The organism is Exiguobacterium sp. R-17, from assembly GCF_049913315.1.
Classification (GTDB): Bacteria; Bacillota; Bacilli; order Exiguobacteriales; family Exiguobacteriaceae; genus Exiguobacterium_A.
The window spans coordinates 2,231,017-2,243,918 of the sequence record NZ_CP184372.1 but is presented as its reverse complement, the minus strand read 5'-3'; the positions used below and the strand labels follow the sequence as shown (position 1 = coordinate 2,243,918).

Annotated in this window: 18 protein-coding genes; 13 read left to right on the top strand and 5 right to left on the bottom strand. The window is 44.8% G+C overall.

Going from position 1 to position 12,902, the window contains the following annotated elements; all coding sequences use genetic code 11:
- Window positions 1-34: 34 nt before the first annotated feature.
- On the bottom strand, window positions 35-136 hold the full coding sequence (gene cydS, locus ACN9MT_RS11890) for a cytochrome bd oxidase small subunit CydS (RefSeq protein ID WP_414651135.1): 102 nt from the start codon (window positions 134-136) through the stop codon (window positions 35-37).
- Window positions 137-312: 176 nt separating this feature from the next.
- Between cydS and trmB the strand changes: the two genes are divergently transcribed.
- On the top strand, window positions 313-954 hold the full coding sequence (trmB, locus tag ACN9MT_RS11885) for a tRNA (guanosine(46)-N7)-methyltransferase TrmB (protein ID WP_035406161.1): 642 nt from the start codon (window positions 313-315) through the stop codon (window positions 952-954).
- Between the two features lie 116 nt (window positions 955-1,070).
- Window positions 1,071-1,586: a hypothetical protein gene (locus tag ACN9MT_RS11880; RefSeq protein ID WP_035406163.1), complete on the top strand. Its 516-nt coding sequence runs from the start codon at window positions 1,071-1,073 to the stop codon at window positions 1,584-1,586.
- A 38-nt stretch (window positions 1,587-1,624) separates the two neighbouring features.
- Here the strand turns inward: ACN9MT_RS11880 and ACN9MT_RS11875 are convergent, their stop codons facing one another.
- Both ACN9MT_RS11875 and ACN9MT_RS11870 read right to left on the bottom strand, forming a co-directional pair.
- Window positions 1,625-1,981: a DUF1304 domain-containing protein gene (locus ACN9MT_RS11875; protein ID WP_035406166.1), complete on the bottom strand. Its 357-nt coding sequence runs from the start codon at window positions 1,979-1,981 to the stop codon at window positions 1,625-1,627.
- A gap of 69 nt (window positions 1,982-2,050) precedes the next feature.
- Window positions 2,051-2,353 carry a PepSY domain-containing protein gene (locus ACN9MT_RS11870; protein WP_012371126.1) on the bottom strand — a complete coding sequence of 101 codons (303 nt, stop codon included), beginning with the start codon at window positions 2,351-2,353 and terminating at the stop codon, window positions 2,051-2,053.
- A gap of 119 nt (window positions 2,354-2,472) precedes the next feature.
- Here ACN9MT_RS11870 and ACN9MT_RS11865 point away from each other — a divergent pair, with 119 nt between their 5' ends.
- Together ACN9MT_RS11865 and ACN9MT_RS11860 are read left to right on the top strand one after the other, a co-directional pair.
- Window positions 2,473-3,543 carry a M42 family metallopeptidase gene (locus tag ACN9MT_RS11865; protein ID WP_056062727.1) on the top strand — a complete coding sequence of 357 codons (1,071 nt, stop codon included), beginning with the start codon at window positions 2,473-2,475 and terminating at the stop codon, window positions 3,541-3,543.
- Between the two features lie 179 nt (window positions 3,544-3,722).
- Window positions 3,723-4,736, top strand: coding sequence for a PTS transporter subunit IIC (locus ACN9MT_RS11860; RefSeq protein ID WP_426272234.1), 1,014 nt, complete (start codon window positions 3,723-3,725; stop codon window positions 4,734-4,736).
- 83 nt (window positions 4,737-4,819) lie between these two features.
- Here the strand turns inward: ACN9MT_RS11860 and ACN9MT_RS11855 are convergent, their stop codons facing one another.
- Window positions 4,820-5,110, bottom strand: a complete 291-nt coding sequence (locus ACN9MT_RS11855) for a hypothetical protein (protein ID WP_426272233.1) — start codon at window positions 5,108-5,110, stop codon at window positions 4,820-4,822.
- A 126-nt stretch (window positions 5,111-5,236) separates the two neighbouring features.
- Here ACN9MT_RS11855 and ACN9MT_RS11850 point away from each other — a divergent pair, with 126 nt between their 5' ends.
- From ACN9MT_RS11850 to ACN9MT_RS11820, 7 genes are all read left to right on the top strand, one after another.
- The gene (locus ACN9MT_RS11850) at window positions 5,237-5,545 is read left to right on the top strand and encodes a thioredoxin family protein (RefSeq protein WP_035406177.1); all 309 of its coding nucleotides are present in this window, start codon (window positions 5,237-5,239) and stop codon (window positions 5,543-5,545) included.
- Window positions 5,546-5,598: 53 nt separating this feature from the next.
- On the top strand, window positions 5,599-6,396 hold the full coding sequence (locus ACN9MT_RS11845; RefSeq protein WP_426272232.1) for a DUF1444 domain-containing protein: 798 nt from the start codon (window positions 5,599-5,601) through the stop codon (window positions 6,394-6,396).
- A gap of 53 nt (window positions 6,397-6,449) precedes the next feature.
- Window positions 6,450-7,058 (top strand): YtpR family tRNA-binding protein, encoded by a 609-nt coding sequence (gene ytpR, locus ACN9MT_RS11840; protein ID WP_426272231.1) that lies wholly within the window; start codon window positions 6,450-6,452, stop codon window positions 7,056-7,058.
- A 37-nt stretch (window positions 7,059-7,095) separates the two neighbouring features.
- Entirely contained in the window at window positions 7,096-7,833 is a 738-nt protein-coding gene (locus ACN9MT_RS11835) for a hypothetical protein (RefSeq protein ID WP_426272230.1), read from the top strand.
- A gap of 78 nt (window positions 7,834-7,911) precedes the next feature.
- Entirely contained in the window at window positions 7,912-9,207 is a 1,296-nt protein-coding gene (murC, locus tag ACN9MT_RS11830; protein ID WP_035406189.1) for a UDP-N-acetylmuramate--L-alanine ligase, read from the top strand.
- A 170-nt stretch (window positions 9,208-9,377) separates the two neighbouring features.
- Entirely contained in the window at window positions 9,378-9,893 is a 516-nt protein-coding gene (locus ACN9MT_RS11825; protein WP_035406192.1) for a DUF2179 domain-containing protein, read from the top strand.
- A 92-nt stretch (window positions 9,894-9,985) separates the two neighbouring features.
- Window positions 9,986-10,426 carry a Dps family protein gene (locus ACN9MT_RS11820; protein ID WP_023469073.1) on the top strand — a complete coding sequence of 147 codons (441 nt, stop codon included), beginning with the start codon at window positions 9,986-9,988 and terminating at the stop codon, window positions 10,424-10,426.
- A gap of 53 nt (window positions 10,427-10,479) precedes the next feature.
- Here ACN9MT_RS11820 and ACN9MT_RS11815 read toward each other — a convergent pair whose 3' ends face one another.
- Window positions 10,480-11,592: an aminopeptidase gene (locus ACN9MT_RS11815; protein ID WP_035406195.1), complete on the bottom strand. Its 1,113-nt coding sequence runs from the start codon at window positions 11,590-11,592 to the stop codon at window positions 10,480-10,482.
- A gap of 138 nt (window positions 11,593-11,730) precedes the next feature.
- Between ACN9MT_RS11815 and ACN9MT_RS11810 the strand changes: the two genes are divergently transcribed.
- Both ACN9MT_RS11810 and ACN9MT_RS11805 read left to right on the top strand, forming a co-directional pair.
- Window positions 11,731-12,300 carry a DUF948 domain-containing protein gene (locus tag ACN9MT_RS11810; RefSeq protein WP_035406198.1) on the top strand — a complete coding sequence of 190 codons (570 nt, stop codon included), beginning with the start codon at window positions 11,731-11,733 and terminating at the stop codon, window positions 12,298-12,300.
- Window positions 12,297-12,833, top strand: a complete 537-nt coding sequence (locus tag ACN9MT_RS11805) for a YtxH domain-containing protein (protein WP_368914648.1) — start codon at window positions 12,297-12,299, stop codon at window positions 12,831-12,833. The genes ACN9MT_RS11810 and ACN9MT_RS11805 overlap by 4 nt, the downstream gene beginning before the upstream one ends.
- Window positions 12,834-12,902 lie beyond the last annotated feature (69 nt).

Genomic DNA, 12,902 nt, shown 5'->3' with positions numbered 1-12,902 from the left:
TTGTGTACGATTACACAAGGTACAGAGATTGCGCTTATTCAACGTCGACTTTTCCGAAAGTCGCCCAGACGAATAAGGCACAGATGCCCATGACGAGAACGATGGGGGAGCCCCAAGCAATCAAGAAGTCTTCCATGGTATAGCCCTCCTTTTTAGTTCTTACGTACCTTTAGTGTAGTAGATTGCTCACTGTTTCTCAAGTGACGAACTGCTGAACATTCTTCAATCGGGATTGAAGAAGTTCTTATATAATTACCCGAATCATGATAAACTTATCTGCGGATAATTTAAGTTTGGAAAGGATGAACGATAGTGCGTTTACGACATAAACCATGGGCACAGGATTATATGAAGGAACAATCCTCGATCTATATAGCAGAACCAGCATCCCTGAAAGGAAACTGGGCGACAGAGTTTAAAAATGATAATCCGATCTACATCGAAGTGGGGTCAGGAAAAGGAGCCTTCATTACAGGGATGGCAAACCAACATCCGGAGATCAACTTCATCGCGATTGAACTTTTTGAGAGCGTAGCAGTGACGATCGTTCAAAAATTAGTAGAGGCTCCACAAGCAAATGTTCGCGTCTTGACGGTCGATGCGAAAGATTTACGTGATTACTTCGAAAAAGGTGAAGTAGCGCGCGTTTATTTGAACTTCTCGGATCCTTGGCCGAAGACACGCCATGCGAAACGTCGTTTGACGTATAAAACGTTCCTCTCAACGTATGAAGACATCTTACCTGCGAAAGGACAAATCCATTTCAAGACTGACAATCGAAAGTTGTTTGAATCGAGTCTGATGACGATGTCGGCATACGGTATGCGTTTTGACTGGATGTCGCTTGATCTACATGCGAATGAACCGGAGGATAACGTCCGGACAGAGTATGAAGAGCGCTTTTCTTCAATGGGTCAACCAATTTATCGGATGGAAGCAACATACCAAAATTAATTTAGACAAAAAGTTTTCTTATTTTCCTGGTATTTCTTTCACACTTTTTTCTTATTAATTGGTACAATGTTGTTGACTGAAGAACTTGTACTTATAGGTAAAGGGGGAATTTGGGGATGTGGCAGAAAAGCTTAGCCTTCGTAACGGCGCTCTTTCTCGCGTTAAGTATCGGTCAATCGGTACTTGCTGCGGTTGATACCTCAGAAATGACAAAAGCATTAAATGAGGAATTACCAACGACGCATTACGATTATAAAAAAGGTTCGGTCAAAATCGAGGATCCGAAGACGTTCACGAACGGAAAAGGAGAAGAAGTCATTGGCGGAATCGCTGTCATCAAGACAGTTCGTGACGGCATCTTCATCACAATCAAACGTGAAATTCACTTCTTCAATGCCGATAGCGGTAAATTGTTGACGAATGCCGACGCTGCAAAAGTTGATGGCGTAAAAGAATACATCGACAGCAACTCGGATAATCTTCATCAAAAAGTCGTTTACTGGTTACCGGTACTCTTGATGTTGTTGATCATCGCTGTACCAGCGATCGTCTTATACATCGTCGTACCACGTTTGTACTCTACTTCGGAATACATGAATCCGATTTATGAGCGCAACGATAACCCGCGCTAATCAAAAAAACCTCTACCCGTTTGGGTAGAGGCTTTTTTTTATGCTAACAACACAAAGATGAAAGCGAGTATGGCGGGTAATCCTTGTTTAAGTAAAATGGAACGATTAGCCGTCAAGGCGCCATAGAGTGCGGCGATGATCACACAAGCTAAAAAGAACAGTTGGACAGCAATATCTTCACGGATCAGACCAAACAGAAGACCAGCAGCTAAAAATCCATTGTAGAGACCTTGATTGGCAAAAAGCGTCTGGATTTGCTTAGATGCGACCGCTTCATCCGTCAGTCCGAATGTACGTCGTGCCGCCTTAGAGGATAAAAAGAACATTTCAAGAGCCATGATATAAAAGTGCTCTAAGGAAACAAGTAAAACGAAGATAGTAGCAAGAATGGACATGAATCATACCTCCTTTATAGGAACGTGAAAAAAAGACCGTACTTCATCGATTGAAGCACGGTCTTCTGATTAAGCGTATTCGAGTAATGCGCCAGTTTCGGCATCGACTGTGAATTGATACGTTTTTTCGTCATCACCTTCAAGGACCGAGATGCCACCTTTATAGCTTTGGTAGTCACGTGACTCATATGCGTAAGCCTCCGGTGTTGCAGAGATCCATGCACCTTGGACACGTCCTTTTGCTGAAAATGTGCGTTTCGTGATTTCGAGCGCTTCTTCGGCAGAAAGTTGTTTATTGTCAACGGCCTTCTTCACTGCGAAAGCGGCGACGACAGCTGCTGCCAATCCGATAATCCAATAGCGTTTTTTCATTAAAATTCCCCTCCTTACAGGTTCTATTCCTACTGTACCAAATAATTCGTTCAGAGAGAAACAAAAGGTTAAGTGATTGAAGCAATTTTTTGTATAATGGGTAACAGGAGGCGATACATATGAATGAAAAAACGAGAGAGTTATTTCGAACACTGACGGAATTAAATGGGGCACCAGGGTTTGAACACGATGTTCGTCAGTTCGTTCGCGAACGCATTACACCTGTCACGGATGAGATCGTTACAGATGGACTGGGTTCGATTTTCGGGAAGCGAACAGGGGATGCGACAGGACCGAAAGTCATGGTTGCCGGACACATGGACGAAGTGGCATTCATGGTGACGCAAATCACGAAGAATGGGATGTTACGGATCCAACCGCTCGGTGGTTGGTGGAGTCAAGTATTGCTTGCCCAACGATTCTCGATCTGTACAGACAACGGTATCATCCCTGGTGTCATCGCGTCGATTCCACCACACTTATTAACAGAAGAAGTACGCAATAAGCCAATGGCAATCAAAGACATGTTCATCGATATTGGTGCGGATTCAAAAGAAGAAGCGGAATCGTTTGGTGTACGTCCGGGTATTCCGGCAGTACCATTTTTCCCGTTCACACCGATGGCGAATCCGAAGAAAATCATGGCGAAAGCATGGGATAACCGCTATGGTGTCGGAATGGCAATCGAATTGTTGGAGGAGACGACAGCAGCGGATCATCCAAACATTTTGTTCTCTGGTGCAACGGTTCAAGAAGAAGTCGGATTGCGCGGTGCCCAAACAGCGACGACGCTTATCGATCCTGATGTGGCGTTCGTCGTCGATGCGTCTCCTGCCAATGATGCGTCAGGAGACAAAACGGAATTTGGTCAACTCGGACAAGGACCATTACTCCGTATTAAAGACAGCGTCATGATTCTTTCGAAAGAGATGACGGATTATGTCCTTGATACGGCAGAATCGAACAAGATTCCGTATCAATACTACGTCGGTGCAGGTGGAACGGACGGCGGTGTCATCCATCGCTCGAACAATGGTATTCCAACAACAGTCGTTGGTTTACCGGCACGTTATATCCATACGCACGCATCGATCATGCATACAGATGATTATGATGCGGCGAAGGAATTGCTACGAAAACTCGTCACGAATCTTGATACGACGACGCTTGCAACATTGCAAGTCAAGTAAATAACGAACGGGGAGGACTATCCTCATGAAATAGACGGCGGACTTATAATCCGTCGTCTATTTTATTGTAGTGAGAACATAATGATGTTGATTGTCTTGTCAGTTGGAAAAACAGCCTAGTCGAATCGAAAGTGGATTTGGTATAATGATACGCGATGTTGAGTAAAGGACGTGACAAGATGTTCAAGCAAAAGGGAATTTCACTTAGCCCTAAAGTATATTTCATCACTGTATTAAGTTATATGGCGCTTGGTTTATTCAGTTCGCTGATCATGGGCTTGATTGTTCAAACAATCGGAGAAGGGTTGGTAGATCGTGGTATCGAAGCAAGGTTTCTTATTCAATTAGGCGAGCAGGCGATTGCTCTGACGGGACCAGCGATCGGTGTCGCCGTAGCGTTTGCGCTTGAAGCACCGCCACTCATCTTATTTGCAGCAGTTGCGGTTGGAGCATTTGGATATGAAGCTGGCGGACCGGCAGGTAGTTACATTGCGACGCTACTTGCAACAGAAATCGGAAAACTCGTGTCAAAGATGACGCGACTCGATATTCTGTTGACGCCGTTCGTCACGTTGCTAGTTGGATTCGTTGCTGGACGTTATGCCGGGAAATGGATTGGAAAAGGCATGACCGATCTGGGTGAAATAATTCGCTGGGGGACGGAACGCGAACCGTTGTTCATGGGTATCTTCATTGCTACCGTCATGGGACTTGCATTGACAGCGCCAATTTCAAGTGCCGCACTTGGAATCATGCTTGGATTGGATGGACTTGCTGCGGGTGCTGCGACGATCGGCTGTGCCGCTCAAATGATTGGTTTTGGTGTCATCAGTTATCGTGATAACGGAATCGGGGGCGTCATCGCACAAAGTATCGGCACATCGATGCTCCAAGTCGGAAACATCATTCGCAATCCTTGGATTCTCATTCCACCAACGATCGCAGGTGCCATCCTAGCGCCATTTGCGACTGTTCTGTTAATGCTTGAGAGTAATCCGGAAGGTTCTGGTATGGGTACGAGCGGATTCGTTGGTCCGTTGATGTTATTAAAAACGATGGGGTTCGAAATGGAGTATTACCTAGCAGTTGCTGTCCTCTGTTTTCTTGCGCCTGGTATCATTAGTTATTTCATCTATCGTGTCTTACGACGCTTTGGGCGAATTCAAGATGGCGATTTAAAAATCGAATATTAAATACAAAAAGCTGATTCTAAAGGATATGCCTGTTTGACCGCATGATGGACGAACAAGCATATGACTTTTTGAATCAGCTTTTTTCATAAAGAGAATCCAAATGAACTTGAATAAAAACTCGTAAAGAAAACGTAGAGGTAAATGAGGTAAAGTGGAGTCAAATACCGCATGCGTACGACGGGCAATTTTCGAGCAAGTCGTTTTCCGAGTGCTTCGAGTAGAATGATGACCGCGAAACCGACGACTAGATATAAAAAGATTTCGGGTAAGCTCCGTTCGGAATCAATGAAGGAATAGCCGTAACGTAAACAACTCGTCATGCCAATGAAGCCGACGAAGCGTTCGAACGGATGTTTGATTGGTTGATCTGCCATAGTGAAGTCCTTTCCGGGTGTTTTCTAGTTGCAGTATAGCAAACCGAGCACGAAAACGCACAGCCACAATTGAATATGCTATGATGAGGGCAATGACTTCTAGGGAAATCAAAGGAGGAAACCATCATGAAAACATTACAATCTAAACAAGAATTCGATACAGCAAAACAAGGCAAAGCCGTCTTTTTATTCTCAGCAAACTGGTGCCCGGATTGTCGCTTTTTAGATCCGTTCATGCCGGAAATCGAGCAGACGTTTGACGCGTTCGAATTTTACTATGTCGATCGCGACGATCACATTGAAATTGCCCAGGAAATGGACATCTTCGGAATTCCAAGTTTTGTCGCGTTCCGAGATGGTGAAGAAACAGGGCGTTATGTCGGCAAAGAGCGGAAGACACCAGAACAAGTGACAGCATTTTTAGAAACGGTTTAAGAAAAAAGCGAGCGCTGACTCGCTTTTTTTCATGATAGAAAGGATGAAATCAAGTGGAACTACAACAAATCCGAAGAATGATGACACAAACATTCGAAGAAGAAGGTTATACAACGTATTTCGATCGTGAAAAGTCCGTGTTACGAATTGAGCGGAAGCATGATAAATCAGGCGTTGATGTCGGATTGAACCCGCTCGTCGCAAAAGCAAAACGAAGAGGTGTCATCGCAGTCGAAGAGACGATCGAATACATCCGTGCTGTACTCGGACAAACGGATCAAATTTCACTCGTTGGACAAGAACAGAAAATATTCCCTGTCATTCGGGCTAAATCGTTTGCTGATACGACAAAAGAAGGAAAAACGCTTGTCAGCACACCACATACTGGTGAGACGAAAATCATGTACGCACTTGATTTAGGGGCGACATATCGTTTGATTGACGAGGAGTTATTGGCATCTGCAGAATGGACGGCTGAACAGCTGTCGGAAGCTGCACGTTTTAACCTGAAATCGCTCGATGCGCCATTTAAACAAGATGAAGTAGCGGGGAACATCTTTTATTTCTTGAGTCTTGGAGACGGATATGAGGCGAGTCGTGTCTTGAACAAGACATTGTTAGCTGAGTATGCGGCGCGAATCGAAGGGGAATTCGCTGTTGGTATTCCGCACCAGGATGTCTTGATTTTTGCTGATATCCGCAATGACGCTGGATATGATGTCTTACAACAACTCATGTTTGATTTCTTCTCGAACGGTCGTGTGCCTGTTACGGCATTGCCATTCTTATATGAAGATGGCAATCTTGAGCCGGTCTTCGTCCTTGCGAAAAACAAGCAGCCGAAAGAGTAAAGAATCTGATACAATAGGCATTGTGAGAAAGACGGAAGGGAGTCATGGATTGAATGAATGTGTTTTATAATAAAGAGGGCGTCGGTGACGTCTTAATGATCATTTTAGAAGACGCACCACGTGCGGAAGTGACGGCGACTCGTGAAGGAGACGTAGCAACAATCAAGCATGGTGATCGTATTATTGGTTACAACTTGTTTGAGGCGTCGAATACATTTATGATCGAGTCACAAGGACCGGTTGAATTGACGGAAGAATTGGCAACACGCATCCAAAAGGAACTTGCAAACCGAGATATCGAATTGTCACTCGAACAAGTTGACTATTCTCCGAAATTCGTTGTTGGGTTTGTTGCTTCTTGTGAGAAGCATCCGGATGCTGACAAATTATCGGTCTGTCAGGTAGAGGTGGATAACGGAACTTTACAAATCGTTTGTGGAGCGCCGAATGTAGCAACGGGTCAAAAGGTCGTCGTCGCTAAACCGGGTGCGGTCATGCCGTCTGGGTTAATCATTCGTCCTTCAGCATTACGTGGCGTACCGTCAAGTGGTATGCTCTGTTCAGCGCGTGAGCTCGGACTTGCCAATGCGCCACAAGAAAAAGGGATTCTTGTACTTGATGATACATCAGCAGTAGGGGAAGCATTCTCAATCGGTCGATGATTCGACCGATTTTTTAACAAGATGGAGGGGTGAACGTATGAGTAATCGTTATGAACAGTCACTAAAGGAGCAGGCTGCCCGAATTCGTCGAGAGCTTGCGGGGGAACGTGAGACAAAGCCGGTAGAGCGTCCGAAAAAAGAGGAGCGCGAAGACCGCTTCGTTTTAACAGATGTTCCTTCACCGATTTATGGATTCCAACGTCCGAAACAATCTGTATCTGAAACGGTAGAAGCTGCGGAAGAAACAAAAACCGTTGAACAGGTTTCAGATGCAGATGAACAGGGAATTACTGATGAGGTTACTTTGACGGAGCAGGAGGCTGTTGCGCCGGAAGAAGTTGTCTTAGACAATGCAGAAGCAGATGCTGGCTTTGTACCGGTGACGGACGTTGAATTACTTGTACCGGAACCTGAAGCCAATCAAGATCACGTAAGCGAAGTCGAATTGCCAACCGTACCTGAAACAGAAGAAACGGTTGTAAAAGAGCGGGTAAGTGAAGTGCCTTCTACACGTGAAACCGTAGAAGAGCAAACTGTTCCGATGGATACATCGAGCGAGGCACTTCTTGATGATCAAGAAGCAGAGGAGCAACAATCGGAAGAGGTCACTTCGACTTTGGATCCATCTGTTGCTGAAGCGGAAGCAGTAGCACCCGTTCAGTCGGAAGTGAAAAAGCCGGTTGGACCGCCTGTCAATGTCGTTATGACGACAAAAGACTTGATGGCGATGTATCGCGCGCGTCGAGAGCAAAATAATTTACATGGTAAAAAATAAATCGGTTTGCTATAATGGTACAGGTTTTGTACCCGAGCCCGATGGTACGGACCGGAACGTGAATTGGAGGGCTTTTATATGACAAAGTATCATTTTGTTGGAATCAAAGGAACAGGGATGAGTGCGCTCGCCCAAGTACTACATGAGATGAATCATGAGGTACAAGGTTCAGACATCGAAAAGCACATTTTTACTGAAGACGCGTTACGGGCTAAGGGGATTCCATTTTTCCCGTTCAATGCGGATAACATCAAAGAAGATTATGTCATCATCCAGGGGAATGCCTTTGGAGATGATCATCCAGAAATCGCACGGGCAAATGAACTTGGTTTAACGATCCATCATTATTACGATTTCTTAGGACACTTAGCAAATGAATATCGTTCGGTCGCCATTACAGGCTCACACGGAAAAACGTCGACGACAGGTTTGCTTTCACACGTCTTGAGCGGTATTACACCGACGGCCTTCTTGATCGGAGACGGAACAGGGGCAGGAGTAGAAGATGCGAAGGCATTCGTCTTCGAGGCATGTGAATACAAACGTCACTTCTTATATTACAAGCCGGATTACGCTATCATGACGAACATCGACTTCGATCATTCGGATTATTTCACGGGAATCGATGATGTCGTTTCGGCTTTTCAAGAGATGGCGATGCAGGTCAAGCAAGCAATCGTTGCTTGTGGAGATGACGAACATCTTCAAAACATTCAAGCGAATGTACCTGTTCTTTATTATGGGTTCGGAGAAAACAATGATTTCCGAGCTGAAAATGCGACATCAACGCCAGACGGCACATCGTTTGATGTCTATTTACGTGATGATTTCTATGGCACGTTCCTGATTCCAGGATTCGGTCGTCATCATGTCTTGAATGCATTATCTGTCATTGCGATCTGTCAGTACGAAGGATTGAGTAAAGAGGACGTTGCTGAACGTTTAGCAACATTCGGTGGAGTGAAACGCCGCTTCAGTGAGTCAGAATTTGGCACACAAATCTTAGTAGACGACTACGCACACCATCCAAAAGAGATCAGCGCAACGATCGAGTCGGCACGGAAGAAATATCCGGATCGTGAAGTCATCGCGATTTTCCAACCGCATACGTACACACGCTTGAAATCATTCATGGATGATTTTGCGACATCTTTACGTGAAGCAGATGCGACATATCTATGTGAAATCTTTGGTTCAGCACGTGAGCAGGAAGGGCAAGTTCGAGTCGAAGATTTGCAGGAGAAAATTCCGCAAGCTTCTATTCTGACGCGCGACAACGTTTCTGTCCTACGTCAGCATGAAAATGCTGTGCTTCTATTCATGGGAGCGGGCGACATTCAAACGTATCAGCATCAATATCAAAGTGTAAAATAAGTGAGAACCAAAAGTGTCACTCGATTAGAGTGGCATTTTTTTGTCGTAAATTTGAATTGTGATAGTAAAATCAAAAAACTGATAGGGAAAATCTAAAATAGGATTGCATCTTGAAATAAAGTTTGAAATAGTGTGTATGTGTTGAAGTTATTATAGAGAGGAAAGACACCATGGGACAGATTTTACTCATCTTATTGCTCCAGTTGATTTACGTTCCTGTTTTGACATTACGGACGATCATGCTTGTCAAAGGACGGACCGTCATTGCCGGACTCTTTGGGACGGTCGAAACATTGATTTACATTTTTGCACTAGGAATCGTGTTCCAAGACTTAACGACACTTGGTATGGTCGTTTATGCACTCGGATTCGGACTTGGTATACTCATTGGTGGATATGTCGAACGAAAACTAGCCATCGGTTACAATATGATCCAAGTACACACACAAGAATTTCCGGCAGAACTCATTCAAGTCATCCGTGATAATGGTTTCGGTGTGACGCATTATCAAGGACAAGGTCGAGACGGTGTTCGTTACCGATTAGATGTCCTTGCGGCACGAACACGTATGAAAGTGCTCCGTAACCTCGTCGAGGAGTATGAACCGAAAGCATTTCTCGTTGCCTTCGATTCCGTCGACTTCAAAGGCGGATATATGCTAAAGGGATTAAAACGTCCGCGATAATCCAATCTTCCTGAAAATGATGTTTATCCTTTGTTATTTAAGGATAAAGATGAATTAGAACGTCATTTGAAATCAGGAAAGGGGAATATCAGATGATCAGTAATCATGCAAAATCAGCTTTGAATCAACAGGTCGCAAACTATGGGGTCCTATTCGTTAAGCTCCATAACTACCATTGGTATATTAAAGGTCCAGACTTCTTGACGCTTCACGAGAAGCTTGAAGAACTCTATACATGGGTGTCTGAGCAGTATGATGTCGTTGCGGAACGTCTCTTGATGAATAACGGGACACCTTCAGCGACGCTAAAAGAATATTTAGAACAAACGACACTCGAAGAAGCAAAATCAGGTTTGTCAGCAGATGAGATGATCGATTCGGTCATTAAAGACTTCCAACAAGTCCGAAAAGAGATGCTTGATGCGATTGAACATCTTGAGGCACAAGACGTAACAGTGGAAGATGATCTGCTTGGTCAAGCGAAGGAAATCGAAAAACAAATTTGGATGCTTCGTGCGACATTGAAAAAATAAGATATAGAAAACGGATGCCCCTGTCCTATGAAGGACGAGCCATCCGCTTTTTCTTATTTCAGGTTTTCAGGATTGAGGACTTCGAGTTCAGGAAGGACGAAACGACCGTCTTTACGGATCAATACGTCGTCAAACCAGATCTCCCCACCACCGTAATCAGGGCGTTGGATATTGACGAGATCCCAGTGAACGGATGAATCATTACCGTTGTAGGCTTCTTCATAAGCTTGACCCGGCGTGAAGTGGAAGCTGCCATCGATTTTCTCATCGAACAGAATATCCTTCATTGGATGCTGGATAAAGGGATTGACGCCAATCGCAAATTCACCGACGAAACGAGAACCCGCATCTGTATCGAAGACTTGGTTGATACGATCCGTATCGTTCGCCGTCGCTTCGACAATTTTACCGTCTTTGAACGTCAGTTTGACGTTTTCAAACGTGAATCCTTGATACGGAGATGGTGTGTTATATGAGATGACACCGTTGACGGAATCTTTAACGGGTGCCGTAAAGACTTCACCGTCCGGAATATTGGCATTTCCGGCACATTTAATTGCTGGGATGTCTTTGATCGAGAACGAAAGGTCCGTTCCTGGTCCGACGAGACGAACACGATCCGTCCGGTTCATCAAATCGACGAGCGGTTCCATCGCTTGTCCCATTTTTTCGTAATCAAGCGTACAGACATCGAAGTAAAAGTCTTCGAATGCTTCTGTCGATTGATTGGCGAGTTGAGCCATCGATGCTGTCGGGAAGCGAAGGACGACCCATTTCGTTCCTTTGACGCGATCCTGTGTATGCATCTTACCAATCGTTTGACCGTACAGTTTCATTTGTTCAGCTGGTACATCCGATAGTTCATTGATATTATCACCAGCTCGTAATCCGATGTATGCATCCATCGCCTGCATCTGCTTACGTTCGATGTCTGCCATCAATTGGAGTTGCTCTTCTGAAGCATTTCGGTATAATTTTCGTAGGATACGATTATCCTTAAGTAATACGAACGGATGACCGCCAGCCGCGTAGGCAGCTTCTACGAGTGCTTCGACTAGTTCACGTTCGATACCGAAATTTTCAATCAATACTTTTTCACCAGGTTCAAGGGCAACCGAATAGTTGATCAGATTCGTTGCCAGTTGAGTAAGACGTGGGTCACGCATGAAATTTCCCCCTCGAAATGGATGATGTAGGTTTCAATTATCATTGTAACGGAAATAAACCATTTGGAGTAGCAGGAACGACTTGCTACATGTCGAACTAACAACAAAAGACTACGCAAAAAATTGGAGGCAAGAACCATGGAAATCACATTAGGCGGAATCGCCGGATTAGTCGCTGCGATCGCATTCGTAGTACTCGTCATTTTCCTTGCCCGTGTACTAAGTGCTGCAAGTAAGACGCTGAACAATGTAGCCAACACGACAGCAGGACTTGAACGTCAATTGGACGGTATCATGATGGAGACGACAGCGTTGTTACATAAGACGAATCGTCTTGTCGATACGATTGAAGAAAAAACCGAGTTGCTTGCACCTGTTGCAAACTCGATCGAAGAGCTTGGTACGTCCTTGAATAAAGTAACAGATTCTGTCCGGACGGTATCCGATACGGTCGCTGGTGCGGCAGATACGAATAAAGACCAGATTGCACAAGCAGTCCGTTGGGGCTCAGTCGCTGTAGAATTATTCAAAAAAAATAAACCGGCAGAAACAACAGTTTCAAATCATACGACAGCAACGACGACAGTCGAGAAAAAACCACGTCGTCGATTCCGGAAAAAAGCAGAGACACCGGTTACACCGGAAGTCGTATCCGTCCCGGACGTCGAAAGCATTCCAGATGAGTTGAAAGGAGATCGTAAATCATGACGAAACAACACCCGTATCAAACACAAGATTCTTCTAAAGGAGGAGGTTTCCTCGCGGGAATCATCGTTGGTGGATTGATTGGTGCCGCGGCAGCTCTCCTTTCTAGTCCGAAATCAGGTCGTGAGATGCGCGACTTAATCGACGAGCGTACGGCTCCTGCGCGTCAACGTTTGACGGAACAGACGCAAGTTGTTCGCGAAAAAGCAGAACCACTCGTAGGAGAATGGATTCAACTGGCAAAAGACAAAGCAGCACCTGTCATTGAAAAAGCGAAGAATAATTCGACGGTTCAAGAAGCGGCACAATATGCTGGTTTTGAGAAGGATCAGGCAAGTATCGATGCAGCTCTCGCAGAAGCAGAACAGCTTGTACGTGACATCGAGCGTGAAATTGGGGACGAAGTCGATGGCGCATCCGTGGCAGAAGAAATCGATACGGAAACGGTCGTTAATCTTTCAGAGCTACGGGAACAGTTGGCGGAAGAGCAAGAGGAAGACAATGACCCACAATCTGATGTGAATCATAAGAAATAAGAAGTGAATACGGAGCTCTCATCATGAGGGCTCTTTTTCTATGTTTCTTTATAGAGAAAACGTAGAAAA

What these genes read in the sequence shown, in the direction of transcription:
- ACN9MT_RS11805 (WP_368914648.1), top strand. Translation starts at nt 12,297, where the DNA reads ATGACGAAACAACACCCGTATCAAACACAAGATTCTTCTAAAGGAGGA.
- ACN9MT_RS11835 (WP_426272230.1), top strand. Translation starts at nt 7,096, where the DNA reads ATGAGTAATCGTTATGAACAGTCACTAAAGGAGCAGGCTGCCCGAATT.
- ACN9MT_RS11880 (WP_035406163.1), top strand. Translation starts at nt 1,071, where the DNA reads ATGTGGCAGAAAAGCTTAGCCTTCGTAACGGCGCTCTTTCTCGCGTTA.
- ACN9MT_RS11865 (WP_056062727.1), top strand. Translation starts at nt 2,473, where the DNA reads ATGAATGAAAAAACGAGAGAGTTATTTCGAACACTGACGGAATTAAAT.
- murC (WP_035406189.1), top strand. Translation starts at nt 7,912, where the DNA reads ATGACAAAGTATCATTTTGTTGGAATCAAAGGAACAGGGATGAGTGCG.
- ACN9MT_RS11855 (WP_426272233.1), bottom strand. Translation starts at nt 5,110, where the DNA reads ATGGCAGATCAACCAATCAAACATCCGTTCGAACGCTTCGTCGGCTTC.
- ACN9MT_RS11815 (WP_035406195.1), bottom strand. Translation starts at nt 11,592, where the DNA reads ATGCGTGACCCACGTCTTACTCAACTGGCAACGAATCTGATCAACTAT.
- ACN9MT_RS11875 (WP_035406166.1), bottom strand. Translation starts at nt 1,981, where the DNA reads ATGTCCATTCTTGCTACTATCTTCGTTTTACTTGTTTCCTTAGAGCAC.
- ACN9MT_RS11810 (WP_035406198.1), top strand. Translation starts at nt 11,731, where the DNA reads ATGGAAATCACATTAGGCGGAATCGCCGGATTAGTCGCTGCGATCGCA.
- ACN9MT_RS11850 (WP_035406177.1), top strand. Translation starts at nt 5,237, where the DNA reads ATGAAAACATTACAATCTAAACAAGAATTCGATACAGCAAAACAAGGC.
- ACN9MT_RS11860 (WP_426272234.1), top strand. Translation starts at nt 3,723, where the DNA reads ATGTTCAAGCAAAAGGGAATTTCACTTAGCCCTAAAGTATATTTCATC.
- ACN9MT_RS11870 (WP_012371126.1), bottom strand. Translation starts at nt 2,353, where the DNA reads ATGAAAAAACGCTATTGGATTATCGGATTGGCAGCAGCTGTCGTCGCC.
- ytpR (WP_426272231.1), top strand. Translation starts at nt 6,450, where the DNA reads ATGAATGTGTTTTATAATAAAGAGGGCGTCGGTGACGTCTTAATGATC.
- ACN9MT_RS11820 (WP_023469073.1), top strand. Translation starts at nt 9,986, where the DNA reads ATGATCAGTAATCATGCAAAATCAGCTTTGAATCAACAGGTCGCAAAC.
- cydS (WP_414651135.1), bottom strand. Translation starts at nt 136, where the DNA reads ATGGAAGACTTCTTGATTGCTTGGGGCTCCCCCATCGTTCTCGTCATG.
- ACN9MT_RS11825 (WP_035406192.1), top strand. Translation starts at nt 9,378, where the DNA reads ATGGGACAGATTTTACTCATCTTATTGCTCCAGTTGATTTACGTTCCT.